The sequence below is a fragment of the Anaeromyxobacter dehalogenans 2CP-1 genome, from assembly GCF_000022145.1.
Lineage (GTDB): Bacteria > Myxococcota > Myxococcia > Myxococcales > Anaeromyxobacteraceae > Anaeromyxobacter > Anaeromyxobacter dehalogenans.
Genome location: NC_011891.1, coordinates 506,252 through 530,561, shown reverse-complemented (window position 1 = coordinate 530,561; position 24,310 = coordinate 506,252). Strand labels below are relative to the sequence as shown.

Sequence of the window (24,310 nt, the reverse complement as noted above, 5' to 3'; positions counted from 1 at the left end):
GGGCGGATGTCGCGCTCCCCTCACAGCCCCAGCAGCCGCTCCGCCAGGATGAGCGCGTCGCCCGGCCAGCAGACCGGCGGGCGCGGGCGGCGGACGCCGGGCGCGCCCTCCACCGGCCAGCAGCTCAGCACGGCCCGACGCCAGCGCTCCGGGACGGCGAGCACGCCGTGCGCGGCGCCGAGCAGCGCGCCGGCGATGGCCGCGTTCGTGTCGGTGTCGCCGCCGCGGCCGACGGTGTCCACCAGCCCGGCCTCCAGATCCGGCGCGTGGCGGAGCTGGAAGAACGCGTTCTGCAGGGCGATGGTCACGAGCCCGGCGCTCGCCTCGAAGTCCTCCGGCGGGCCGGTCCGCGCCGCCGCGAGCGCCTCGCGCACCTCCGCGCCGCAGCCCAGCTCGGCGGCGAGCGCCTCGCCGCGATCCGCCACCTCGGCGGCGGACGCGCCGGTCGCGATGGCGAAGGCGACCGTGGCCGCGAACACCGCGCTCGCGTCCTGGCACGGCGCGGCCGGGTGGGTGAGCGCGGCGTCGGCGCGCGCCCAGGCGGCCACCTCGGCCGCGGGCGCGGCGTGGCCGGCGATCCCGAGCGGCGAGACGCGCATCAGCGCGCCGTTCGCGAGGCTCCCGCGCGGCGCGGCGGCGCGGGCCGCCTCGGCCACCTGCTCGGCCGGCGCGCCCGAGGCCCGGATCCTCAGCGCCGGCCGGAGCGCCGCGTCCACGGTCCGGCCGACGTCGAACGGCTCGGAGCCGAGCCAGTCGGCGTAGGCCTCCGCCACCCGCGCCGCGTCGAAGCGCCCGAACGCGATCACGGTGCGCGCGAGCGCCAGCGCCAGCTCGGAGTCGTCGGTCGGCTGCCCGGCGAGCGTGCTCCAGTGGCCGCCGTCGGCGAGGTCGCGCACGCCGTCGGGGTAAGCGGCGGCGATCCGCGCCGCGCCGGAGAACTCCACCTGCCCGCCCAGCGCGTCGCCGGCGAGCTGTCCCAGCAGCGCGCCCTGCCCGCGACGGAGCAGCCCGTCCTCGCGCACGGCGCGCCCGGCGAGCGGCGCGCACAGGCCGGGCGCCCCGGGCCCGTACGCCTGCGCCTCGACCCAGCTCCGGCTCGCCAGCCGCGCGGCCACCAGGGGCGCGCCGCCGAAGCAGAACGCCACCCGCCCCTCGCCCGCCGGCCCGTAGCGCACCTCGCGCCCGGCCTCGTCGAGGAGCACGCCGCCCGCGCCGCGGACGAGCGCGTGCCCGGCCGCGATGTCGAGCGCGCGGGGTCGGTGCAGCGAGATGGCGCCGCGAGCCTCGCCGGTCGCGACGAGCGCGAGCCGGTAGGCGATGCTGGTGAGCGGCCGGAAGCGCGCCGGCTGCACCGCCTCGGCGTTGCCGCGCGCCCGCTTCGCCGCCGACGAGGACACGAGCACCACGTCGCCGGCCCGGAGCGGCGCCGCGGAGACGGGCGGGAGCGGCGCCCCGTTCCGCCGCACCGGCCCCTGCCCCTCGGCCCAGGCGAGCAGATCCTCCCCGCCGTGCGGCGCGGTGTGGGCGAGCACCACCCCGAGCACCGGCACGCCGCCCTGCACCAGGCCGATCGACACCGAGGCGCCGCGGTGACCGCGCTGGAAGTCGGCGGTCCCGTCGTTCGGATCGACGAGCCAGCACCGGCCGCCCGGCAGGGCCGGCGGCCGGTTGCGCTCGGGCCGCTCCTCACCCACGAAGCCGTCGCCCGGGAACTCCGCTTCGAGCACGGCGCGGATGAGGTCCTCCGCCTGCTCGTCCGCGGGGCAGTGCCCCGGCTCGCCCCGGGGCCCGCCGGCCCGGAACAGCTCCGCCCGCAGCAGGTCGGCCGCGGCGCGGGCGGCGCGGAGGGCGGCTTCCAGGGCGCGGGACAGGTCGGTCACTCCTCCATGTGTATCAAGCGCGGCCGCGCCCGGCGGCGGGATCTCATCGCGCCTCCCGTTCGCGTGGGGCCCGTCGCGAGGCACACGATGGCGTCGCCGAGCCGGGCACACGAGGACCGAGCAGCGCAGGCGTGCCCGTCGGCACGTCGAGCAGCGCAGGGACGAGTCTGCCCGGCGCAGGCAGCCAGCGTGCGCCGCAGCAGGGCTCCACGCGAATGGGCGGCGCTGTCAGCCCCGCCCGGCCGCCCTCGGCCTCAGGTGGAGCGCGCCCGTGCCCGGTGACATCCGCCCGCCGGGCCCTTAGACAGGAGGCCGGGAGGGGACCGCGTGAAGATCGGCACCTGGAACGTGAACGGCATCCGCGCGCGCGAGGCGCAGGTGGGCGAGTTCATCGCCCGCGAGGGCCCCGACGTCGTCTGCCTGCAGGAGATCAAGGCGCCTCCGTCGAAGGTCCCGCCCTCGCTCTGCGAGCTCGAGGGCTACTGGTGCCTGTGGCACGGCGAGACCGCCTACTCCGGCGTGGCGCTGCTGGTGCGCAAGGCGATCGCACCCGAGCGGCCGGCCTTCGTCCACCCGCCGTTCGACCTCGAGACCCGCATCGCCACCTGCGAGCTGGGCGGCGTCACGGTGGCGTCGATCTACGTCCCGAACGGCGGGAAGGACCTCGCCGCCAAGCTCCGCTTCCTCGAGGCGATGGAGCGCTTCGCCGCCGACGCGCAGGCCTCCGGGCGGCGCCTGGTGCTCTGCGGGGACCTGAACGTCGCGCGCACCGACCTGGACGTTCACCCGAAGGAGCGAAAGGCGGGCGCCATCGGCCAGCTCCCGGAGGAGCGGGCGCTGTTCGAGCGCATCCTGTCGCGCGGCCTGGTGGACGTGGGGCGCGCGCTCGATCCCGCCAACGAGGGGCTGTTCACCTGGTGGGCGCCGTGGCGCAACCTCCGCCAGCGGAACATCGGCTGGCGCATCGACTACGTGCTGGCGAGCGCGTCGCTCGCGGCCAGCGCCACGCGCTGCCGGGTGCTGGCCGACTTCGGCACGAGCGATCACGCGCCGGTGGTGGCCGAGTTCCCGGTGGCCGCGTCCCCGGCGGGCGCGGCGAACGGCGCGAGCGCGGCCTCGTAGGCGGCGAGGAGCGGCGGCGGCACCGCCACGCGGCGGTGCTCCACCATCGCCTCGAGCATCTTCGCGTTGGCGGGCGCCTGGCCGCGGAAGTGGTTGTTCGTGACGACGTACACGTCGGGTGCGCGCGGCGAGTCGGCCATCTCGGCGATGCGCCCGGCCCACGGCGCGAGCTCGTCGGCGCCGTAGAGGTAGTCGTAGCGCGCGTCGCGCGGCGCGCCCTTGCGGAACCAGTCGCGGTGGTTGCGGCCGTGCACGCGCACGTAGGCCACCGGCGCCGTGACCCGCGCGGCCGGCGCGAGCGAGCGCTGGAAGCGCGGCTGGTCCACGTTCACGAGCGCCACGCCCGCCGCGGCCAGCTCCTCGAGGACCTCCGGGTCGTCCCACGAGGCGTGGCGCACCTCGAGCGCGAGCGGCAGGCCGGCGAACGCGCGGAACAGCCCGCGCAGCCACTCCTCCGACGCCTCGCTCCGCTTGAACGACCACGGGAACTGGAGCAGCGCCGCGCCGAGCCTGCCCTCCTCGTGCAGGCGATCGAGCGCCGCCCGCGCCTGCGCGACCTCCTCGGCGCCGTACGCCTCGCGCTCGTGCGTGAACCGGCGCCAGATCTTGGCGCCGAAGCGGAAGGTGGGGACCTCGCGCACCCGCTCGCACCAGCGCGCCGCCACCGCCGCCGGGAACGGCCGGTAGAACGTCGCGTCCACCTCGACGGTCGAGAACCAGGGTGCCAGATACGCCAGGCGATCGAAGCGCTTGCCCTCGCCCGGCGGGTAGACCACGCCGGCCCAGTCCCGGTACTCCCAGCCCGCCGGCCCGTAGCGGATCACGCCGGTCGCGTAACGCGAGGTGACCGCCCGTTCAACCCGCGGCCAAGGGACGCGGGCCGGAGACCCACGTGCGGGTAGAATCCGCGGCGGCGCGGGAGGCCACTTGCCGGTCGAGCGACGGAGCGAGCGCACCTGGACGACACTGCCGACCACGCCCTGCGCGGCGGGGCGGCGCCACGCCTTCCTGCTCGTGCTGGCCGGCCCGCAGCTCGGGGACATCTACCCGCTGGCCTCGGACCGCGAGCTCGTCATCGGCCGGCGCGACGACTGCGACCTCCCCATCCACGACGACGGCGTGTCACGCCGCCACGCGGCCATCCGCGTCGAGGGCGAGGGCGCGCTGCTGCGCGACCTGGGCAGCGCGAACGGCACCTACGTGGACGGCGCGCGCGCCGAGGGCGAGGTGCGGCTCGCCGACGGCGGCCGGGTCAGCCTGGGCGGCGCGACCGTGCTGAAGTTCGCCTGGGCCGACGAGCTCGAGGCGCGCTGGCAGATGAAGCTCGCCGAGATCGCGCTGCTCGACCCGCTCACCGGCGTGTTCAACCGGCGCCACCTCGACGACCGGCTCGCCGCCGAGCTCGCCGCGGCGCAGCGGCACGGCCGGTCCATGTCGGTGCTGCTCGTGGACGTGGACCGGTTCCGGGCCGTGAACGAGGCGCACGGCCAGGCCGCCGGCGACGAGGCGCTGAAGATGGTCGCGTTCGTGCTCCGCGGCGCGCTCCGGCGCGAGGACGTGCTCGCGCGCGCCGGCGGCGCGGCGTTCGCGGTCATCGCCCGGGAGACGACGCTCGCGGGCGGCCGGGCGCTCGGCGAGCGCATCCGGCGCGCGGTGGCGCGGAGCCGCTGCGCGTGGCAGCCGCAGGACGGCGGCGAGGCGGCCTCCATCGGCGTGAAGGTCTCGGTGGGCGTGGCCGAGGTCGCCGAGGGGCGCACGCAGCGCGAGGTGATGGAGTCGGCCGGGCGGGCGCTCCAGCTCGCGAAGCAGGCGGGCCGCAACACCGTGGTCGCGCTCCCGATGGCGCCAGCCGAGGGGCGGCCTGATCCGGCGCAAGCGGCCATGACGCGCGGCGGCGCGGCGCCTTGACGCTGGGGGGAGGGCCTGCGATCCTCGCGCCGTTCCGCTCCCCGGCGAGCCCGGCGGCGCCCGCGACGCGGCGCCGCCCGACGGCTCCGGGCGGCGGCGATCCGGAGGCATCCAGATCATGCGGTCTCACGACGCACGGGCGGCGGCGATGGGCGGGACGGGCCACGCCGGCGGGGTGATCCACGTCCCGGCGGTCGCCGACGAGCCCGCCCCCGCGCCGGGGGACCTGGCGAGCCTCACGCAGGCGCAGCGCGCGGAGCGCGCGCTGGCCGAGGGCAAGCGGGAGCCGGAGATCCCCATCGAGCGCGCGTTCCTGCAGGCGGCGCTCGACTTCCGGCAGACGCTGCGCGTGCTGGTCTCGGCGGTGGTGCCGCGGTTCGCCGACTGGTGCTTCGTGGACCTCATCGACGGCGACGGGATCCCGCGCCGCGTCGAGGTCGCGCACGGCGATCCGACCAAGGCGCCGCTCGCCCAGGAGATGCGCTCGATCGCGTTCGGGCCGGGCTGGGCCACCCCCGGCGCGCAGACCATCCGCGACCGCGCCCCGCGCCTGTTCCGGCAGGTGACGACCGAGGTGATGGAGTGGGCCACCCACGGCGAGCGCCACCTGGCGGTGCTGCGCGCCATCAAGCCCAACTCGCTCCTCTCGGTGCCGCTCGTCGCGCGCGACCGGGTCATCGGCTCCATCACGCTCATCCGCTCGGCCATGCTCCCGGGCCTGGACGAGTCGGACCTGCTGTTCGCCGAGGCGCTGGCCGAGCCGGCCGCGCTCGCGCTCGACAACGCGCGCTGGTACCAGGTCGAGAAGGCCGGGCGCGGGGCCGCGCTGGAGGAGGCGGACCGCGAGCGGCACGACCGCGTCGAGGCGCAGCGCGGGGTGCTGCGGCTGCGGCGGATCGAGTCGGTCTCGGCCAGCCTCGCCTCGGTGCTTGCGCCGCAGGCCATCGCGCGGGTGGCGGTGGAGAACGGGCTCTCGGTGCTGGAGCCGGCCACCGCCATGGTGGTCCGCGCCGCGCCCGGCGCGAGCGTGCTCGAGGTGCTGCACTGCCAGGGCTGGGCGGACGACCTGACCATCGACCTGCGCGAGCTGCGGGCGGACTCGCCGGCGCTGCTCGCCGAGGCCTACCGCATCCAGACCGCGATCTGGGTCTCCAACCCCGAGGCGCTGGCGCACTCCTACCCGAACGCCGCCGAGCTCGCGCTCCGGGTGGGCGACCGCGCCTGGGCGGCGGTGCCGCTCCGCTGCGACGGCCGCACGGTCGGCGCGCTGGGCCTCGGGTTCGCGCACCCGCGCGACCTCGACGCCGACGAGAAGCGCTTCGTGCTCACGGTGGCGCAGATCGTGGCGCAGGCGCTCGAGCGCGCCCGGCTCCGCGACGAGGCGCGGTAGTCCTTCGACTCCGTCCGCTCGTCCCGACCCTTCGACTCCGGCGAGCCTTCGGCTCGCCTACGCTCAGGGTGAGCGGCAATGTCGCTCATCCCGAGCGTAGCGCGGCCTCGAGGCCGCGCGGAGTCGAGGGACGCTCAGCGCCGGGTCGGGTGGAACGCGCCGGCCGCCTTCAGCACCCGCAGCGCCGCGAGCTGCGCGGTCAGCGACTCGGTGATCTGGCCGACCTCGGCGGTGCGGAGCTGGGCGGTCGCGTCCGCCTGCTCCACCGCGGTCGCGGTGCCGGCCCGGAACGCGACGTCCACCAGGCGCTGGTTCTCGGCGGCGAGGTCGCGCTGCTCCTTCGCCTTCGCGGCGTTGGCGCGGGCGCTCTCCAGGTCGAGGTAGGCCTGCTCCACCTCCTGCCGCGCCTTCAGCTCGGCGCTCCCGCTCGACGCGTTCGCCTCGTCGATCTTCGCGTTCGCCTCGCGGATGTCCGACTCGCGCAGGCCGCCGTCGAGCACCTTCCACTGCAGCGCCAGGCCCGCCGCCCAGGCGTGGTTCGTGCCGGTGAAGCCGGCCTCGTTCGCGAGCGTGTAGCGGCCGAACGCGCCCAGGTTCGGCAGGTACCGCGCCACCGCCTGGTTCCGGGCGCCGCGCTGCAGCTCCACGTTGAGGCGGGCCGCCTGCACGTCGGGGCGATCCCGCAGCGCCGCCGCGACCAGCGCGTCCGCGTCGCCGGCCAGCACCGGCTCGGGCGGATCGACCACGTCGAAGTCCGGCCGGCGGTCGAGCAGCGTCGCGAGCGCGATGCGCGCGGAGGCGAACGCGTTCTGCGAGCGCTTCACGTCCTGCTCGGCGCGGGCCCGGTCGATCTCGGCGCGCAGCAGGCCCACCTTGGCGATGGCGCCTGCCTGGTAGCGCACCCGGGCGTCCTTCTCCTGCCGCGCGGCGATCTCGAGCAGCCGCTCGGACACCTCCATGGCCCGCCGCAGCGAGGCGGCGCCGTAGTACGCCTGCGCCACCCCGAACAGCACCTCGCGCCGCGCCGTCTCCACGTTCAGCCGGGCGATCTCCTCGGCCCGGCTCGCGTTGGGGATGGCGAACAGGAGCTGCGGCGCGAGCAGCGCCTGGGTCGCCTCGACCAGCCCGTTCAGCTGGTCCTGCGCCTGGATGGTGATCTTCGGAGAGCCGGGTCCGAGCGAGCCGGCCGGCAGCACCGCCTCGGTCTCGTTGCGCGTGTAGGTGCCGCTGGCGGTGACCTGCGGCAGGTACCCGGACCACGCCTTCCAGGAGAGCTCGTCGGCCTGGCGCAGCCGCGCCTGCGCCGCCTTGAGATCCAGGTTCTGCGCGGCGGCAGCGGCGAGCGCGTCGTCGAGCGTGAGCACCGGCAGCGCGACCGGCGCGGGGGCGGCGACCGGCGCTGCGTCGGGCGCGGGCGGCGTCGCCGGCGCGGGCGCGGGCGTCGAAGGGGTCCCGGGCGTCTGCGCGAGCGCCAGCGCCAGCGCCGCGGTGATCAGTGCGTTCATGCGTCCTCCCGCCGTTCGTGTTGCCTTCCGCCCGCGCCGCGGGGCGGCCGCGCGCGCGCCGGCCCCGGGGCGGCGGCCTCCGCCGCCGGCCCGAGCCGCTCGTCCAGCCGGACCAGGATGCGGACCAGGTCGCGCCGGTCGCGCGGCTCCAGCAGCGCGAGCAGGCCCTCCAGGCGCGCCGAGATCTCCGCGTCGAGCGCGCGCCAGGCCGCCTCGCCGCGCGCGGCGAGCGACACCCGCACCACCCGGCGATCGTCGCGGCTGCGCGCGCGCTGCACCAGCCCGTCGCGCTCCAGCCGGTCCACCACGCCGGTGATGGTCTTCTCGGTCACCGCCACGTGCCGCGCCAGCTCGCCCATGGTGAGCGCGCCGCCCAGGCCGAGCCAGAGCAGCGCGTGCACCTGCACCGGGGAGAGGTCGAGCCCGTGGCCGCTGCCGCCGATCGGATCGCGGAGCGAGCCGCGGCGCGACAGGCGCACCAGCAGCTCGCGGACGCGGCGGGCGTCGGCGGCCGGGCCGGGGCCGGGGCGGGCGGGGGTACTCCGCATTGCGGAGCACCCCTAGAGCGGACCGTCGCGGCTGTCAACGAAGACCTGGCGCGCCGCTCCGCCCCGTCCGGGCGGCACGGGTCAGCGCGCGCCGCCCAGGTCCTCGATCTCCGCCTCGATGTCCCGGCGCTCCGGCGCGTCGGGCTTCAGCGCCAGGAACGTGCGGAACGCCTGGATGGCGCGCTCGCGCTGGCTGCGCTCCTTGTACGCGTACCCGAGGAAGTAGTGCGGCATCGCGTTCTTCGGGTCCTCGCGCGCGGCCCGCTCGTACAGCGGCAGCGCAGCGCGCGCCCCGTCCGCCTGGTGCACCTCCCGCGCGAGCGGGTACAGCACCTGCGCCGCGGCGGGGTCGGCCCGCTGCGCGGCGCGGAGCGTCCGCACCGCGTCGGCGTGCTTGCCCAGCTTGCCCTGGCACTCGCCCAGCTCGACGCGCAGCCGGGTGGCGCGCGGCGCGAGCTCGATGGCCCGCGCGAGCGGCGCGAGCGCCAGGTCGCAGCGCCCGTTCGCGGTGTAGAGCAGCGCCGTCCGCTCGTGCGGGTCGGGCAGCGCCGGGGCGGCCGCGGCGGCGGCCTGGTAGGCGTCGATCGCCTCCTGCAGCGCCCCCGACCGCTCCAGCGCCTGGCCGAGCTCGAGCCGCGGCTCGGCCGCGCCGGGCGAGAGCTCCACCGCCTTGCGGAGCCGCACCAGCGCGGCGGGCGTCTCGCCGCGCGCGAGGAGGGCGCGCCCGAACCAGAGCTGCGCCTCGCCGGCGCCGGGCGCCTCGCTGGTGGCGGCGCCGAGCAGCTTCACCGCCGCCTCGGCGTCGCCCCGCTCCAGCTTCACCGCGCCGAGGCGGGTGAGCGCGGCCGCGTTGCGCGGCTGCAGGTCCACCGCGATCGCGAGCGCCGCCTCGGCCTTCGCCAGGTCGCGCGCCGACCACTCCAACGTCCCCAGCGCGAGCTGCGCCTCGGCGCTCCGCGGCTCGAGCGCGAGCGCCCGGACCAGGCCGTCGCGCGCCGCCGCCACGTCGCCGCGCGCCTGGGCGAGGCGGGCCAGGCCGAGCACCGCCGCGGCGTGCTCGGCGTCGAGCGCCAGCGCCGCCCGGTACGCCGCCTCGGCGCCGGCCGCGTCGCCGTCGGCGGCGCGGAGCTCACCGAGCGCGGCGTGCGCGGCCGGGTCGCGCGGCCCCTTCTCCACCGCCTGCGCGAGCGCCTCGCGGGCCGCGGGGAGGTCGCCGCGCGCGAGCGCGAGCCGCCCGAGCGCCACCCGCGGCTCCACCGCCTCCGCGTCGCGCGCCAGCGCCTCGCCATAGAGCGCCGCCGCCTCCTGCGGCTTGCCGGCCGCCGAGAGCGCCACCGCCTTGGCCACGAGGAGCGCGGGCGTCCCCGGCGCAGCGCGCAGCGCCTGGTCCGCGAGCTGGGCCGCGTCGAGCGCGCGCCCGGCGAGCGCCAGGGCACGCACCCGCGCCGCCGCCAGCTCCGGGTCGGACGCCGCCTCCGCCGCCACCGGGTCGGAGGCCGCCACCGCCCCGGCCGCGTCGCCGCGGCGCAGCCGCTGCCGCACCAGCGCGGCGCGGGCGGCCGCGAGGCGCGGGTCCGCGTCGAGCGCCGCGAGCAGCGCCTTCTCCGCGTCCGCCGCGGTGGCCGCCGAGCGGTCGAGCAGCGCCGCCTCCACCATGCGCGCCCGGCCCCGCTCCAGCGGCGCGAGGCGCGGCTGGGCCGCGTCGGCGAGCACCGGCGCGAGGTGCGTCCGCGCGCCCCCCACGTCGCCGGCCGCCTCGGCCAGCACCGCCAGCTCGAGGCGGGCCGGCAGGTAGGCCGCGTCGGCGGCGGCGAGCTTCTCGAGCGTCGGCCGCGCCTCGTCGGGCTTGCCACGCAGGAGCGCGGCGCGGGCGAGCCCCATGGGCGCGCGCGGCCCCTGCTCCAGGCCGCCCAGCCGCTGGAACGCGGCGGCCGCCTTCACCGCGTCGCCGCGCGCCAGCGCCGCCTCTCCGAGCAGCGCGAACGCCTGCGGGTCCGGCCTCGCCCGGGCGAGCGCCGCGCCCAGCGCGGCCTCGGCCGCGGCGGTGCCGGCGCCCGGGGCGGTCGCGAGCGCCACCGCCAGGCGCGCCTCCAGCGCCGGGAGGCTGCCCGGGTCGTCGCGCTCCAGCGCCTCCGCCGCGCGGCGGGCCTGGTCGAGCGCGGGGCCGGGCGCCGCGTGGCGCCGCTCCAGCGCGGCCACGGCCATGGCGTGGAGCGCCGCGGCCTCCGCCGACCCGGCGTCGGCCGCCACCGCCTGGGCGGCGAGGTCGAGCGCGCTCCGCTCCGAGGCGTGGTCGCCGCGGGCGAGGGCGGCGCGCGCGCCGGCGAGCTTCGGGGCGAGCACCTTCGCGTCGCCGCCGCGCAGGTGACCGGTGAAGAACCAGCCGTGGCCGGTGAGCCCGGCTCCCACGCCGATCGCCAGCACCGCGGCGACGGCGAGGCCGGCCGCGAGCGGCTTCGCGAGGCGCCGGGCCAGCGGCTCGCGCTCCCCCTCCACCACCTTGGCCGCGGCCATCCGATCGCCGAACGGCTGCCCGCCGGGCGGGCGGGCCGCGGCGACCGGCGGCGCGTGCGCGGCCTCCTGCGCCGCGAGCCGCTCCAGCTCGGCCGCGAACGCGGGCACCGCCGAGAGCGCCTCGAACGTGGCGCCGTCGGCGGACACGTCCTCGTTGCCGAGCAGCTCGCCCTTCGAGAGCATCTCGGCGATCTGGGCCTCGCTGAACGGGCCGAACACCTTGCCCGAGCGGCGGCGCACTTGGTAGCCGTCGCCGCCCGTCGCCGGGGCCGGCCGCGCCGCGTCGCCGAAGAGCATCTCCAGCTCCTCGCTGGCGCCGGCGCGCGCCGCGCCGCTCGGGCCGCCCGGGCCGCCCATGCCCAGGCCGCCCGCGGGCGCGGCGGCGAACGGGACCCCGGCCGCGGCGCCCGCGAACGGATCCGCGTCGGGCCCGGGCTCGTCCACCACGATGTCGGCGTCGTCCACCGGAGCCGGCCCGGCGTCGAGCGCGTCCGGCGTGTCGCCGGACGGCGGCGCCGCCGTCCCGCCCGAGAAGTCCACCTCGCCGAACCCGAGCGGCGCATCGTCCGCGCCGGCGGGCGCGGGCAGCTCCACCGGCGCGGGCGTGCCGGCCGCACCGGTGAGGGCAGGCTCGGGCGCGGGGCCGAGCGCGAACGGCGACGGCGCCTCCGGTGCGGGCCCGAACGCGAATGGCGACGGCGCCTCCGGTGCGGGCCCGAGCGCGAAGGCAGAGGGCTCGCCGGCCTGGGCCGCGTCGGGCGGCGGGAGCGGGATGCTGCCGGTGCCGGACGTGCTGCCGGTGCCGGACGTGCTGCCGGTGCCGGACGGGGGTGGCAGCGGGATCCCGCCGGTCGTCGCGGAGGGCGGCGCGGGGAGCGGCACCCCGGCGGCGGACGCCGCCTCTCCCCCGGGCAGGGGGACGGCGGCGGCCTCGTCGTCCGGTCGACGCACCGGGAAGGACTGGTGACATCTGGGACAGCGGACCTTGACGCCGGCCGGCGTGACCCGCGCGTCATCGATCTTGTACGCGGCCTTGCAGTGCGGGCAGGTGACCCTCATGGCGTCGTCCGGGGCAGCGGGGCTCGTGGTGTGGATCCAGGAATCCCCAGGATTCTCGCGACCGTAACACCGGCGCCGCGCCCCATTCAAGGCGACACCGCCGCCGTCCCGTCGGGGCCGCGCACGTGATAGGACCGGGGCATGGCCGAGCTGTCCGAGGCGATCAAGGCACGGCTCCGCGCCTGGACCTTCGCGCTCGGCGGCCCCGGGACGCGCGGCCGGCTGGAGAAGCTCACCCCGCCGCGCAACGAGTACGGGGTCGACCCCTACGGCTTCGACAGCGAATACGCGGTGGCCGCCATCGCGCCGCTGCTGTGGCTGTACCGCAAGTACTTCCGGGTCCAGGTCCACGGCCTCGAGAACCTGCCGACCGAGGGCCGGGTGGTGCTCGTGTCGAACCACTCCGGCCAGCTCCCCTTCGACGCGGCCATGATCGAGGTCGCCTGCCTCATCGAGCTCGACCCGCCGCGCGCGGTGCGGGCGCTGGTGGAGCGCTGGGTGCCGACGCTCCCCTTCGTCTCCACGTTCATGGCCCGCTGCGGGCAGATCGTCGGGACGCCGGAGAACTGCCGGCGCCTGCTCGCGGCGGGCGAGGCGATCCTGGTCTTCCCGGAGGGCGTGCGCGGGCTCAACAAGCCGTTCAGCCAGCGCTACCAGCTGCAGCGCTTCGGGGCCGGGTTCCTGCGGCTCGCGCTCGAGTCCGGCGCGCCGGTGGTGCCCATCGGCGTGGTGGGCGCGGAGGAGCAGGCGCCGGCGCTCTTCGACCTGAAGCCCCTCGCGAAGCTGCTCTCGTTCCCGGCCTTCCCCATCACCCCCACCCTCCTGCCGTTCCCGCTGCCCTCGCGCTACCACATCCACTTCGGCGCCCCGATGCGCTTCCAGGGCTCGCCCGACGAGGAAGACGAGGCGCTCGAGCGCAAGGTGGCGGAGGTGGAGGGGGCGGTGCGGGGGCTGCTCGCGCGCGGCCTGGCCGAGCGCGAGCACGTCTACTGGTAGCGAACATGCCCGCCGATCCCGTCACCTTCCCCGGCATGCCGCGCACGGTCCTCGTCACCGGGATCTCCGGCAACCTCGGGCGCGCGGTCGCCAAGCACCTGCACACCGAGGCGCAGGTGGTGGGCCTCGACCGGCGGGCGTTCCCGGGCAAGCCCAAGGACATCGAGCACCACCAGGCCGACCTGCGCAAGGCGCGCGCCGAGGACGCGTTCCGCCGCCGGCGCGTGGACGCGGTGATCCACATGGGCATCATGCACGACCCGCGCATGCCGTTCAGCGAGGCCCACAGCTTCAACGTGGTGGGCACGCAGCGGCTGCTCGAGCTGTGCGTGCGCCACCGGGTCAAGAAGGTGGTGGTGCTCTCCTCGGCGAACGTCTACGGGCCGCGCCCGCAGAACTCGAACTTCCTGCCCGAGGAGACGCCGCTCATGGGCGCCGACCGGGCCAGCGACGTGCGCGATCTCGTCGAGGTGGACATGTACGCGCAGTCGTTCATGTGGCGCCACCCGGAGCTGGAGACGGTCATCGTACGTCCGGTGAACATCGTCGGCCCGACCGTGCGCAACGCGCCCAGCAACTACCTGCGCCTCGAGTCGCCGCTCACGGTGATGGGCTTCGACCCCATGCTGCAGCTCATCCACGAGGAGGACGTCTGCCGGGCGCTCGTCCTCGCGCTCCGGCCCGGGCTGCGCGGCGTCTTCAACGTGTCCGGTCCGGGCGAGGTGCCGCTCTCGGCCGTGCTGCGCGAGCTGGGGCGCGGCCCGGTGCCGGTCCCGCACCCGCTCATCCGTCCGCTCGTCCGGCGGCTGTTCGACGCGCGCCTGACCAGCTTCCCGCCGGACGAGGTGGACCACATCCAGTACCTCTGCGTGGTGGACGGCTCGCGCTTCGCCCGGGAGGCGGGGTGGGCCCCCCGTTTCTCCATGCGCGAGACCATCCGCAGCGTGCTGTGAGGGCAGGGCCGCGTTATCGTCGCCCCATGCGTACCCCCACCCTGCTGCGCCTCTCCGCCCTGTGCGCCGGCCTGCTCGCGGCCGCCGCCGCGCGCGCCCAGGACGTGCCCTTCGAGCCCTCCGGCGAGGTCCGCGTCCTGGCCTGGGGCACCATGGGGACGAGCGCCGCGTTCGACGAGGGCCGCATCGTGGGACCGACCGTGAACCTCACCCGGCGAGAGGACGGCACCTGGGCCGGCGATCTCGCCGGCCGCAACATCGCGCTGGAGATCCGCGAGGGCCGGCTCACCGGGGCGAACGTGAACCTGGTGCTCACGCAGAAGGGCAGCGCGACGCACGGCGAGGGGCTGTTCTACGGCATCCGCTTCCGCTTCGACCTCGACGGCAAGCGGCTCTCGGCCCGCTTCGGCGACTGCACCGTGGACGCGAAGCGCCTCAAGGCGCCGGGCCAGCTCCGCGGCGACGCGGCGTGCCTGCGCCGCGGCGCCTCCTTCCCGTCCAGCTCGCGCGCCAGCGTGCAGCTCATCGGCGACGCCGCGAACGAGCCGCCCCCGCTGCCGCAGCTCGCGCTCGCCCTGCTCGCCACCATGGCCGACTGAGCCCTGCGACTCCCTCTGGCGCCGCCTGCGCTCGCGGGTGCGTGGATCCAGGGCCGCTCGGCCCGCGGCGTCGCGGCGCGTGAGCGGCGCGCCGTCGAGGGGCGGGGTGGCGCGCCGCGCGCTTTCCGAACAGAATCCGGCCGATGACCGACCGCCTCTGCCGTGGCCTCCTCCCGCAGCGCGGGCTCCGCGCCGTCTTCGTTCGCGTGGGCGACACCGCCCGCATGGCGCGCGTGCTCCACGGGCTCTACCCGACGAGCGCCCACCTGTTCGCCCAGGGGCTTGCGGCCGGGGCGCTGCTCGGCGCCCTGCAGAAGGAGCAGGGCCGCGTCAACCTGCAGATCGAGTGCGACGGCCCGGTGGGCGGGATCTTCGTGGACGCCGACCGCGACGGCAACGTGCGCGGCTACGTGCGCCGCCCGGCGGTCCACTTCCCCGGCGATCCCGCCCGCGCGGCGCGCGCCGCCCTGGGCGGCTCCGGGTTCCTGTCGGTGCTGCGCGACCCGGGGAGCGGCCAGTACTACCGGAGCGCGGTGGAGCTCGAGGCGCTCGACGTGGCCGAGGACCTGCGCCGCTGGTTCGCCGCGAGCGAGCAGGTGGAGACGGCGCTCGACCTGGCGGTGGTGGGCCGCGAGGGCGAGCCGCTCGCCGACGTGGGCGGGCTGCTCCTGCAGAAGCTGCCCGACGGCGACGCGGCCGCGGTCCAGGCGGCGCGCGAGCGGCTCGCCTCCGGCGCGCTCCGGGCCGCGCTGGCGCGCGGCGCCCCCGCACAGGAGGTCATCCGGGACGTGGCGGGGGACGGCTTCGAGGTGCTCGCCGACGAGGAGATCGCCTACCGGTGCGGCTGCAGCCCGGAGCGGGCCCGCGCCGCGGTGTCCGCGCTCGGGCGGGAGGGCATCGCGCAGGTGCTCGCCGAGGAGAAGCAAGCGGTCATCTCCTGCGAGTTCTGCCGCCAGCGCTACGTGATCGGCGAGGCGGAGCTCCGCGACATCGCCCGGCGGCTGGCGGAGCGGGACGCGCAGGACCGGTAGCGGCGCCATCCGCCCCGCCGCGTGGTAGATTCCGGGCGCCCGTCACGGGCCGCCCGCGGCCCGAGTCCCGGAGGGACATCATCGCTTCCGCCACGAAGAGGAAGACCGTCCGCAGGCGTCCGCGCTCCCGCGGCAAGGCCGCGCGCGCCGGCGCCGCCGCGCCGCGCAAGGCCGCGCCCCGCAAGCGCGCCGCGCCCCGGGCCAAGGTGAAGCGCCGTCCGGAGCAGCCGCTCGGCATGGGCGTCGCCGACGGCTTCGCGATGGACCGGCTCGCCGCGCCCGCCCACCTCCGCCGCGCGCCCAAGAAGGCCATGCGCGAGATCGGCTGGGCCGCGTTCGGCGAGGTGGCCCGCAACCTCGCGGCGCGCATCCACGAGTCCTACCGGCCCGACGTGGTGGTCGGGATCGCCAAGGGCGGCGTGTTCGTGGGCGGGGCGCTCGCCGCCGCGCTCGGCGCCGAGTTCCAGCCGGTCCGCATCGAGAAGCGCCGCCGCGACGCGGGCGGCCCCGGCGCCCCCGCCTCCGAGCTGCCGCCGCTGACCGGGCGCCGCGTGCTGGTGGTGGACGACGTGGCCGCGACCGGCGCCACGCTCGCGAAGGCGCGCGCGGCGGCGCGCAAGGCGGGCGCCCGCGAGGTGCGCACCGCGGTGCTGGTGGTGCGCCCGAGCGGCGCCCGGCCCGACTTCCACGCGTTCGAGACCGACGAGCTCATCCTGTTCGCCTGGGACTACCAGCTCGACCAGCTGGGCGCGGCCGTGGATCCGGGCGAGGTCGGGGTCTAGCCGGTCGCGGCCGGAGAGCCATGAAGCGCGTCGTCATCGGCACGGCCGGCCACATCGATCACGGGAAGACCTCGCTCGTCCGGGCGCTCACCGGCATCGACACCGACCGGCTGCGCGACGAGAAGCGGCGCGGCATCACCATCGAGCTGGGCTTCGCGCACCTGGCGCTGCCCGACGGCTCGGTGGCCGGCGTGGTGGACGTGCCCGGCCACGAGCGCTTCGTCCGCTCCATGGCGGCCGGCGCGGGCGGCATCGACCTGGTGGTGCTCGTGATCGCGGCGGACGAGGGGGTGATGCCCCAGACCCGCGAGCACCTCGACATCTGCCGGCTGCTGGGCGTGCCGCGGGGGCTGGTCGCCGTCACCAAGGCCGACCTGCTGCCGGAGCTGGGCGCGGACTGGCTGCCGCTGCTCGAGCAGGACGTACGCGAGGTGACGCGCGGCACGTTCCTGGAGGGCGCGCCCATCGTCCCCGTCTCCTCCGCGACGGGGGAGGGGCTGGACGCGCTGCGCGCCGCGCTGGCCGCGCTCGCCGCCGAGGTGCCGGAGCGGCCCACCGACGGCCCGCTGTTCCTGCCCATCGACCGCGCGTTCTCGATGAAGGGCTTCGGGACCGTGGTCACCGGCACGCTGCTCTCCGGGCAGATCGCCGAGGGCGACGCCGCCGCGCTCCTGCCCGCCTCGCCCGGCGGCGACGGGCTGCGGGTCCGCTCGGTCCAGGTGCACGGCAAGCCCACCCCGCGCGCGCTCGCCGGCCAGCGCACGGCGGTGAACCTGCCCGGCATCGAGCCCGCCGCCATCCGCCGCGGTCAGGTGCTGGTCCACCCCGGGGTCGTGCCGCCGTCGTCCATCGTCGACGCGGAGCTGACGCTGCTCGCGGCCGCCCCGAAGCCGCTCCGCCACCGCGCCAAGCTGCTCCTGCACGTGGGCACGGCGCAGGTCCCGGCGGTCATCTCGCTCCTCGATCGCGCCGAGCTCGCGCCCGGCGCCACCGCTCACGCGCAGCTCCGGCTGGCGGAGCCGGCCGCGGCGCTGCCGGGGCAGCGCTTCATCCTGCGCGGGTTCGCGGTGCTGGAGGGGCGCGGCAAGACGGTCGGCGGCGGGCGGGTGCTCGCGGTGGCCGCGCCGAAGCGCCGCCGCGGGCGGCCGGACTCGCTCGCGCAGCTCACGGTCCTCGCCGGCGCCGACCCGGAGGCGCGCCTCGCCACGGTGCTCGCCATGGCCGGACCGGCCGGCCTCGACCTGCCCGCGCTGGTGGGGCGCACCGCGCTCTCCCCGAAGGCCGCGCAGGCGACGCTGGACCGGCTGGGCGCGCGCGGCGGCGCGGTGCTGTTCGACCGCGAGCGGCGCGCCTACGTGGCCGGGACGGTCGCGCAGGAGCTGACCCGCCGGATGGCCGCGGCGGTGGCCGCGTTCCACCGCGACCACCCGCTCGCGGCCGGCATGGGGCGCGAGGCGCTGCGCGGGAAGCTGCCGCCGGTGACCGATCCGCGGCTGTTCCAGCGGCTGCTGGCGCACGCCGCCGAGCGGGGCGAGCTGGTGGTGGAGGGCGACGCGGTCCGCGAGAAGGGCCACGCGGCCGCGAGCGGCGAGAGCGCCGGCGGCGCGCTCAAGGAGAAGGTCGCCGCCGCGCTGGCCAAGGGCGGGCTCACCCCGCCGTGGCTGGCCGAGCTGCCAGGCGCGGTGGGCGCGAGCGCCCCGGACGTGCAGGCCGTCCTGAAGCTGCTCGCCGCGGAGGGGCGCGCGCTGCGCGTCTCGTCGGAGCTGTACTTCGACGCGGCGGCGGTGAAGACGCTCGAGACGAAGCTGGTGGCCTGGCTGCGGGAACGCCGCCAGATCACCACCCAGGAGTTCAAGGACCTGGTGGGCGCGACCCGCAAGCACGTCATCCCGCTGGCCGAGTTCTTCGACCGCGAGAAGGTCACGCTGCGGGTGGGCGAGAAGCGGGTGCTGCGCGGCGAGGGACGCTGATGGCGGAGCGGTTCCAGGCCGGCTCGCTGGTGCTGCGCGATCGGAAGATCGTGCACGCGAGCGAGGGCGCGGCGGCCCTCGCCGGCCGCACCGTGCCGGACATGGTGGGGCTGGACGTGCTCGACCTGGTCGCGCCCGAGGACGTGGCGCGGGTGGTGGAGCGGCACGAGCGGCGCCTGCGCGGCGAGGCGGCGCCGGCCGAGTACGAGGTCGGCGTCCTCCTGCCGGACGGCACCCGGCGGCCGGTGGAGCTGCGCGTCCGGGTGCACGGCGCCGACGTCGTCCTGGAGGTGCGCGACGCGACCGCGCAGGCGACCCGGCGGCCGCGCCTGGAGGCGCTCGCGGCGCTGGGCGCGGCGCTCCAGCGCGAGCCCAGCGAGGCGGCGGTGCTGGAGCGGCTGCGCGGCGCCGCCGACGAGCTGTCGGCGCTCGTGCTGCTCGCGCGGCCCGACGGCGACGGGCTGCGGGTGGACTGGTCGGCGCTGCCGCCCGCTGCGGCCGCGCGGCTGGAGCGCGCGCTGGAGCGACCGCTGGACGGGCAGCCCGGGCGCTGGCCGCCCATGTTCCGCTCGGCGTGGGACGCGGGCGCGGCCTACTCCGACGACCTCCCCAACGAGGCGGCCGCGTTCGTTCCCGAGGCGCGCGCCGCGGCGACCCGCGAGGCCATCGCCGCCATCGGCATCGCCCGCGCCGTCGCGGTCCGGGTGGACACGCGCGCCGGCCCGGCGCTGGGGCTGCTCATCGCGGCGCGCTGGCTGCGGAGCGAGGACCTGGGCGCGCTCCGGCTGTTCGGCGCGCAGCTCGCCGCGGCGCTCGACGCGGCGCGGACCATCGCCGACCTCTCCCGCCACAACGCCGACCTGGCGCTCCTGAACCGGGTCGGACGGCTGGCGGGGGACGCCGCCGACCTCGACACGTTCTTCGGCGAGGTCACCACCGTGCTGACCTCCGCCACCGGCTGCGCGGTGGTGGCCGTGTACCTGGTGGAGGAGGGTGGCCGCGAGCTCGTCCGCACGTTCGCGAGCGGGACGAGCCCCGACGTGCAGGCGCGGCTGCAGCGCGTGCCCGTCACCGCGCGCATCGGCGAGGTGCTGCGAGACCGCGCGGCGCGCGCCGTGCCGGTGGACGACGCCGAGTCCGGCGCCGACGCGCTCCGCGCCCAGGGGATCCGCGCCGGCATCTGGGTGCCGCTGGTGGCCCGCGGGCGCGCGGTCGGCGTCATGGTGGCCGCGTTCCGCGAGGACCTCGAGGCGGTGCGGCCCTGGCTCGGGCTGCTCGGCGCCGTCGGCCCGCACGTGGCCAGCGCGGTCGAGACGCAGGGGCTGCTGGGCGCGCTCCGCCGCCGGGTGGCCGAGCTCACGCTCATCAACGACGTGGCGATGGGCAGCGCGCAGCTCGACCCGGTGCTGCTGCTCGACACCTCGCTGCGCCGGGTGGTGGAGACGTTCCAGGCCGACACCGGCGCGGCGTTCGTCCGCGAGGGTGAGCGGCTCGCGCTGGTCGCCGGCCACGGCCTCTCGTCCGAGACGCTGCGGCGCGCCGCGCGGCTCGGGCTGGGCGAGTCGCTGCCCGGGCTGGCGGTGAAGCGCTGCGCGCCGGCGCGGTACCCGGACGACGCCGACCCCACCGCGGTCCAGGTGGCGCAGGCCGAGGGGCTGCGGGAGGCCATGGCGGTCCCGCTGCTCGCGAAGGGACAGTCCGCGGTGGGCTCGATCGTGCTCGGGCGCCGCACCGCGCGCCCGTTCGCCGATCGCGAGGTGACGCTGCTCTCGGCGATGGCGGTGCAGATCGGCGTGGCGGTCGAGAACGCGCGCCTGTTCGCCGACGTCCGCCGGCGCCTGTCGGATCTGGAGGCGGTGCACGCGCTCGCGCTGCGCATCTTCGGGAACGCGCCCGGGGACGTGCCGGCGCTGCTCGACGACGGCTGCCGCGAGGTGGCGAGCGCCCTCTCCTGCCGCGGCGCCGCGGTGCTGCTGGTGGACCCGCAGGAGCGCTGCCTGCGCGGCGTGGGCGGCTGGGGCGGGCCGCTGCGCGCCGAGGCGCTGCGCATCCCGGCGGGCCAGGACCTGCTGGCGGAGGACGCGCTGCGCCGCGGCGCGCCGGCCTGGACCGAGGACGCCTCGCGCGACCCGCGCAGCGCGCTCTGCGGCCGCGAGGGCCTGCCCCCCACCGCGCTGCTGGTGGTCCCGCTCACCTCGCGCCAGGCCACGCGCGGCGTCCTGTTCCTCTTCGACGACGCGGGGCGCAGCTTCTCGGATCCGGAGCTGGCGCTGGCGAACGCGCTCGCCGGCGAGCTGGCGGTCGGGCTGGAGAACGCCGAGCTGTACGCCGAGGCCAGCCGCCGGGTCGAGGACCTGTCGCTGCTGAACGAGATGAGCCGCACGGTGGCGGGCTCCCTCGACCTCGACCACGTCCTCTCCGAGGGCGTGGTGGCGGCGCGGCGGCTGCTCGGCGCCGGCGTCGGCGTGGTCCACCTGTACGACCCCGTCCACCTCTCGCTGCGCGCCGCCGCCGTCAGCCCGGGCGGCCCCGCCGCGCTGGAGCGGGCCTCCGACGCGCTCGCCGGCGGCGAGGGGCTGAGCTGGCGCTCGGTGCGCGAGCGGCGCACGTTCGTGGTGGAGGACGTCGACGCCGAGCCCGCCGGGCTCAACCGGCTGCTGGTCGAGTACCACCGGGCGCGCGCCGCCATCGTGGCGCCGCTGCTGCTGCGCGGCGAGCCGCTGGGCGTGCTGGTCGTGGTGGACACCGAGCGGCCGCGCCGCTTCACGCCGGCCGAGGTGGAGCGGGTCACGGCGGTGGCGAACCAGCTCGCGGTGGCGATCGAGAACGCCCGGCTGTACGCCGAGGCCCGCGGGCGCCTGCACGAGCTCTCCACCGTCATCGACGTGGCGCGGGTGGTGTCCTCGTCCCTCGACCTCGAGGAGGTGCTCTCCGCCGGCGCCGAGCACCTGAAGCAGACGCTGCAGGGCTCCGACTGCACCATCCTGCTCGACGACTACCGGCGGCGCGAGCTGCGGCGCGCGGCCACCCGCGGCGCGCCCATCGGGCCGGCCTCGGTCCCGCTCGCCGAGCGGTCGCTGGCGCGCGACGCGCTCGAGGCGCGGACCCCGATCGCCGGGCGGCTCGCCGAGCCCGGCGTGCCGGACCGGGCGCTGCTGGCGGTGCCGCTCCACGTGCGCGACCAGCCGGTGGGCGTGGCGCTGGTGGCCGCCGCCACCACGGACCGGACGTTCTCGCCCGGCGAGCTGTCGCGCGCCATGGCCATCGCCAGCCAGCTGGCGGTGGCGGTGGACAACGCGCGGCTCTACTCCGAGACCCGCCGGCGCGCCGAGGAGCTGGGGCTGCTCCACGAGGTGGGCCGCTCGCTGGTGGCCACGCTCGACTTCGAGCAGGTGCTCGACGCGGGGGTGCGGAACCTGGCGCGCATCGTGGATGCGCCGCGCGCGGTCATCGCGCTGACCTCCCCGGGCGGCGAGCAGCTCCAGGTGCGGGCGGCGTGGGGGTTGCCGCAGGCCGCGGTGGGCGTGGACGTGCCGGTCGAGCCCGCCGCCCCGCGCCTCGCCGCCCTGGTGTTCGAGCGCCGGGAGCCGATCGCCATCGAGGACGCGGCGCGCGATCCGCGGGTGCGCGAGGACCTGGCGCTCGACCCGTCCATCCGCGCCATGCTCGGGCTGCCGCTGCTGGTGCGCGACCGCTACATCGGCGCCGCGGTGATCCTGGAGACCCGCGGGCCGCGGCGCTTCAGCCCGGCGGAGATCGAGCGCGGGGCCGCCATCGCGAACCAGCTCGCGGTCGCGGCGGAGAACGCGCGGCTCTACGAGGACCTGCGCCGCAGCTACGCCGAGCTGGCTCACGCGCAGCGCCAGCTCATCCAGCAGGAGCGGCTCGCGGCGCTCGGCGAGCTGTCGGCGGTGGTCGCGCACGAGGTGCGCAACCCGCTCGGCGTCATCTTCAACTCGCTCGGCTCGCTCCGGCGCATGCTGCGCCCCCAGGGCGACGCCCGGATGCTGCTCGACATCGTGGGCGAGGAGGCGGACCGGCTGAACCGGATCGTGGGCGACCTGCTCGACTTCGCCCGCCCGTCCACGCCGGAGGTGCGCCCCGAGCCGCTGGACCGGGTGGTGGAGGAGGCGCTCGCCACCGCGCTCGCGCAGAACGGCCAGCCGATCCAGATCCAGCGCGAGGTGGACCCGGCGCTGCCGCAGGTGCCCATGGACGCGCGCCTGGTGCGGCAGGCGGTGGTGAACGTGGCGGTGAACGCGGTGCAGGCCATGCCGCGCGGGGGCCGGCTCACCGTCCGGCTGCGGCGCGATGGGGACGCCGCGGTGCTCGAGCTGGAGGACACCGGCGCGGGCATCCCCGACGAGGTCCGCGGCCGCATCTTCGAGCCGTTCTTCACCACCAAGGCGAGCGGGACCGGCCTCGGGCTGGCGGTGGTGCGGCGGATCGTCGAGGGGCACGGCGGCGAGGTGACCGTGACCAGCCGGCCCGGCGCCGGAACCGCCTTCGCGCTGCGCTTCCCGCTCACCCCGCTCGCGGGGGAGGACGGCGGCCCGGTTGAAAAGGAGGCGGGGATTGGCTGACATTCCGGGACGCATGATCGACCCCGCTCCGCCGGAGGACCCGCGGGCGCCGCGGATCGCCGAGCCGCCCACCGGCGGCAAGGTGCTGGTCGTCGACGACCAGAAGAACATGCGCGCCACCACCGCCATCCTGCTCCGGCAGGCCGGCCACGTGGTGGAGGAGGCGGAGGACGGCGCGTCCGCCACGCAGCGGGTGCAGCACGAGAGCTTCGACGTCGTGCTCACCGACCTGCGCATGCCGACCGTGGACGGCATGGAGGTGCTGCGGGCGGTGCAGCAGGCGTCGCCCGAGACGCAGGTCATCGTGATGACCGCGTACGGCACCATCGAGTCGGCGGTGGAGGCGATCCGGCGCGGCGCGTACGACTTCCTGGCGAAGCCGTTCAAGGAGAGCGAGGTCCTGCTCCGCGTCGCCAAGGCGCTGGAGAAGCGGCGGCTGCTCGGCGAGGTGAACCTGTTCGCCGAGGAGTTCCGCAAGCGCTACGGCCTCGAGCACATCGTGGGCCGCTCGCCCGCCATGCGCGAGGTGCTCGACCGCGTGCTGCGCGTCGCGCCCACCGACGCGACCGTGCTCGTCACCGGCGAGTCCGGCACCGGCAAGGAGCTGGTGGCCCGCGCGCTCCACGTGACCAGCCGCCGCAGCGACAAGCCGTTCGTCCCGGTGAACTGCGCCGCCATCACCGACACGCTGCTCGAGTCGGAGCTGTTCGGCCACGCGCGCGGCGCCTTCACCGGCGCCACGCGGGCGCGCCGGGGCATGTTCGAGGAGGCGAACGGCGGCACGCTGTTCATCGACGAGATCGGCGAGACCTCCCCCGGGTTCCAGGCGAAGCTGCTGCGCGCGCTGCAGGAGGGCGAGATCCGCCGGGTGGGCGAGTCCAGCCCGGTGCAGGTCAACGTCCGCATCATCGCCGCCACCAACCAGGACCTGCGCCGCGCCATCGCCGAGCGGCGCTTCCGCGAGGACCTGTTCTACCGCCTGAACGTGGTGCCGCTGCGCATCCCGCCGCTCCGCGAGCGCCGCGAGGACGTCCCGCTCCTCGCCGCGCACTTCCTCCAGCGCTTCGTGCAGCGCACCGGCAGCGAGCGCGTGCTCACCCCCGAGGCGGTGGCCTCGCTCGTGGCCCACGACTGGCCGGGGAACGTCCGCGAGCTCGAGAACATCATCGAGCAGGCGGCCGCGCTCTGCACCGGCCGCGAGATCCGGGCCGCCGACGTCCAGATCGAGGCGCGGGCCGCGCCGGCGGGCGGCGCCGGGGTGACGCTCGCCGACGCGGTCGAGGACACCGAGCGCCGGGCCATCACCGCCGCGCTGGCGCGCTGCGGGAACGACCTGGGCCGGGTGGCCCGCGACCTCGGCATCTCCGGCACCACGCTGTGGCGCAAGATGAAGCGCCTCGGCATCGAGGCGCGCGAGCACCCTCCCGTCACCCCCTGACGGGGAGCTCCGCCGGACCCGGGAGGCATCCG

At 77.2% G+C, this 24,310-nt stretch carries 16 protein-coding genes; 11 read left to right on the top strand and 5 right to left on the bottom strand.

Going from position 1 to position 24,310, the window contains the following annotated elements; all coding sequences use genetic code 11:
• Positions 1–20 precede the first annotated feature (20 nt).
• Complete coding sequence (locus A2CP1_RS02285; RefSeq protein WP_012631870.1) at positions 21–1,880, bottom strand: inositol monophosphatase family protein; 1,860 nt, start codon at positions 1,878–1,880, stop codon at positions 21–23.
• 327 nt (positions 1,881–2,207) lie between these two features.
• Here A2CP1_RS02285 and A2CP1_RS02280 point away from each other — a divergent pair, with 327 nt between their 5' ends.
• Positions 2,208–3,002 (top strand): exodeoxyribonuclease III, encoded by a 795-nt coding sequence (locus tag A2CP1_RS02280; protein ID WP_012631869.1) that lies wholly within the window; start codon positions 2,208–2,210, stop codon positions 3,000–3,002.
• Here A2CP1_RS02280 and A2CP1_RS02275 read toward each other — a convergent pair.
• The gene (locus tag A2CP1_RS02275; protein ID WP_012631868.1) at positions 2,924–3,826 is read right to left on the bottom strand and encodes a DUF72 domain-containing protein; all 903 of its coding nucleotides are present in this window, start codon (positions 3,824–3,826) and stop codon (positions 2,924–2,926) included. The genes A2CP1_RS02280 and A2CP1_RS02275 overlap by 79 nt on opposite strands.
• Before the next feature lie 103 nt (positions 3,827–3,929).
• On the opposite strand from A2CP1_RS02275, the gene A2CP1_RS02270 reads away from it, so the two are divergent.
• Together A2CP1_RS02270 and A2CP1_RS02265 are read left to right on the top strand one after the other, a co-directional pair.
• Positions 3,930–4,910: a GGDEF domain-containing protein gene (locus A2CP1_RS02270; RefSeq protein ID WP_012524532.1), complete on the top strand. Its 981-nt coding sequence runs from the start codon at positions 3,930–3,932 to the stop codon at positions 4,908–4,910.
• Positions 4,911–5,028: 118 nt separating this feature from the next.
• A complete protein-coding gene (locus tag A2CP1_RS02265) occupies positions 5,029–6,300 on the top strand; it encodes a GAF domain-containing protein (RefSeq protein ID WP_012631867.1) in 1,272 nt (423 codons plus the stop codon).
• Positions 6,301–6,434: 134 nt separating this feature from the next.
• Here the strand turns inward: A2CP1_RS02265 and A2CP1_RS02260 are convergent, their stop codons facing one another.
• The 3 genes from A2CP1_RS02260 to A2CP1_RS02250 form a co-directional block, all read right to left on the bottom strand.
• On the bottom strand, positions 6,435–7,805 hold the full coding sequence (locus tag A2CP1_RS02260) for a TolC family protein (RefSeq protein ID WP_012631866.1): 1,371 nt from the start codon (positions 7,803–7,805) through the stop codon (positions 6,435–6,437).
• Positions 7,802–8,353 carry a MarR family winged helix-turn-helix transcriptional regulator gene (locus A2CP1_RS02255; protein WP_012631865.1) on the bottom strand — a complete coding sequence of 184 codons (552 nt, stop codon included), beginning with the start codon at positions 8,351–8,353 and terminating at the stop codon, positions 7,802–7,804. Before A2CP1_RS02255 ends, A2CP1_RS02260 begins: the two co-directional genes overlap by 4 nt.
• An 81-nt stretch (positions 8,354–8,434) precedes the next feature.
• A complete protein-coding gene (locus tag A2CP1_RS02250) occupies positions 8,435–11,926 on the bottom strand; it encodes a tetratricopeptide repeat protein (RefSeq protein ID WP_012631864.1) in 3,492 nt (1,163 codons plus the stop codon).
• A 141-nt stretch (positions 11,927–12,067) separates the two neighbouring features.
• Here A2CP1_RS02250 and A2CP1_RS02245 point away from each other — a divergent pair, with 141 nt between their 5' ends.
• From A2CP1_RS02245 to A2CP1_RS02210, 8 genes are all read left to right on the top strand, one after another.
• Positions 12,068–12,922, top strand: coding sequence for a lysophospholipid acyltransferase family protein (locus A2CP1_RS02245; protein WP_012631863.1), 855 nt, complete (start codon positions 12,068–12,070; stop codon positions 12,920–12,922).
• A gap of 5 nt (positions 12,923–12,927) precedes the next feature.
• Entirely contained in the window at positions 12,928–13,875 is a 948-nt protein-coding gene (locus A2CP1_RS02240) for an SDR family oxidoreductase (protein WP_012631862.1), read from the top strand.
• 26 nt (positions 13,876–13,901) lie between these two features.
• Positions 13,902–14,474: a hypothetical protein gene (locus A2CP1_RS02235; RefSeq protein ID WP_012631861.1), complete on the top strand. Its 573-nt coding sequence runs from the start codon at positions 13,902–13,904 to the stop codon at positions 14,472–14,474.
• Between the two features lie 143 nt (positions 14,475–14,617).
• On the top strand, positions 14,618–15,505 hold the full coding sequence (hslO, locus tag A2CP1_RS02230; protein ID WP_012631860.1) for an Hsp33 family molecular chaperone HslO: 888 nt from the start codon (positions 14,618–14,620) through the stop codon (positions 15,503–15,505).
• A gap of 236 nt (positions 15,506–15,741) precedes the next feature.
• On the top strand, positions 15,742–16,287 hold the full coding sequence (locus tag A2CP1_RS02225; RefSeq protein ID WP_012631859.1) for a phosphoribosyltransferase: 546 nt from the start codon (positions 15,742–15,744) through the stop codon (positions 16,285–16,287).
• A gap of 20 nt (positions 16,288–16,307) precedes the next feature.
• On the top strand, positions 16,308–18,257 hold the full coding sequence (gene selB / locus A2CP1_RS02220) for a selenocysteine-specific translation elongation factor (RefSeq protein WP_012631858.1): 1,950 nt from the start codon (positions 16,308–16,310) through the stop codon (positions 18,255–18,257).
• The gene (locus A2CP1_RS02215) at positions 18,257–22,840 is read left to right on the top strand and encodes a GAF domain-containing protein (protein ID WP_012631857.1); all 4,584 of its coding nucleotides are present in this window, start codon (positions 18,257–18,259) and stop codon (positions 22,838–22,840) included. The genes selB and A2CP1_RS02215 overlap by 1 nt, the downstream gene beginning before the upstream one ends.
• Positions 22,841–22,853: 13 nt before the next feature.
• The gene (locus A2CP1_RS02210; protein WP_150106310.1) at positions 22,854–24,278 is read left to right on the top strand and encodes a sigma-54-dependent transcriptional regulator; all 1,425 of its coding nucleotides are present in this window, start codon (positions 22,854–22,856) and stop codon (positions 24,276–24,278) included.
• Positions 24,279–24,310: the final 32 nt, after the last annotated feature.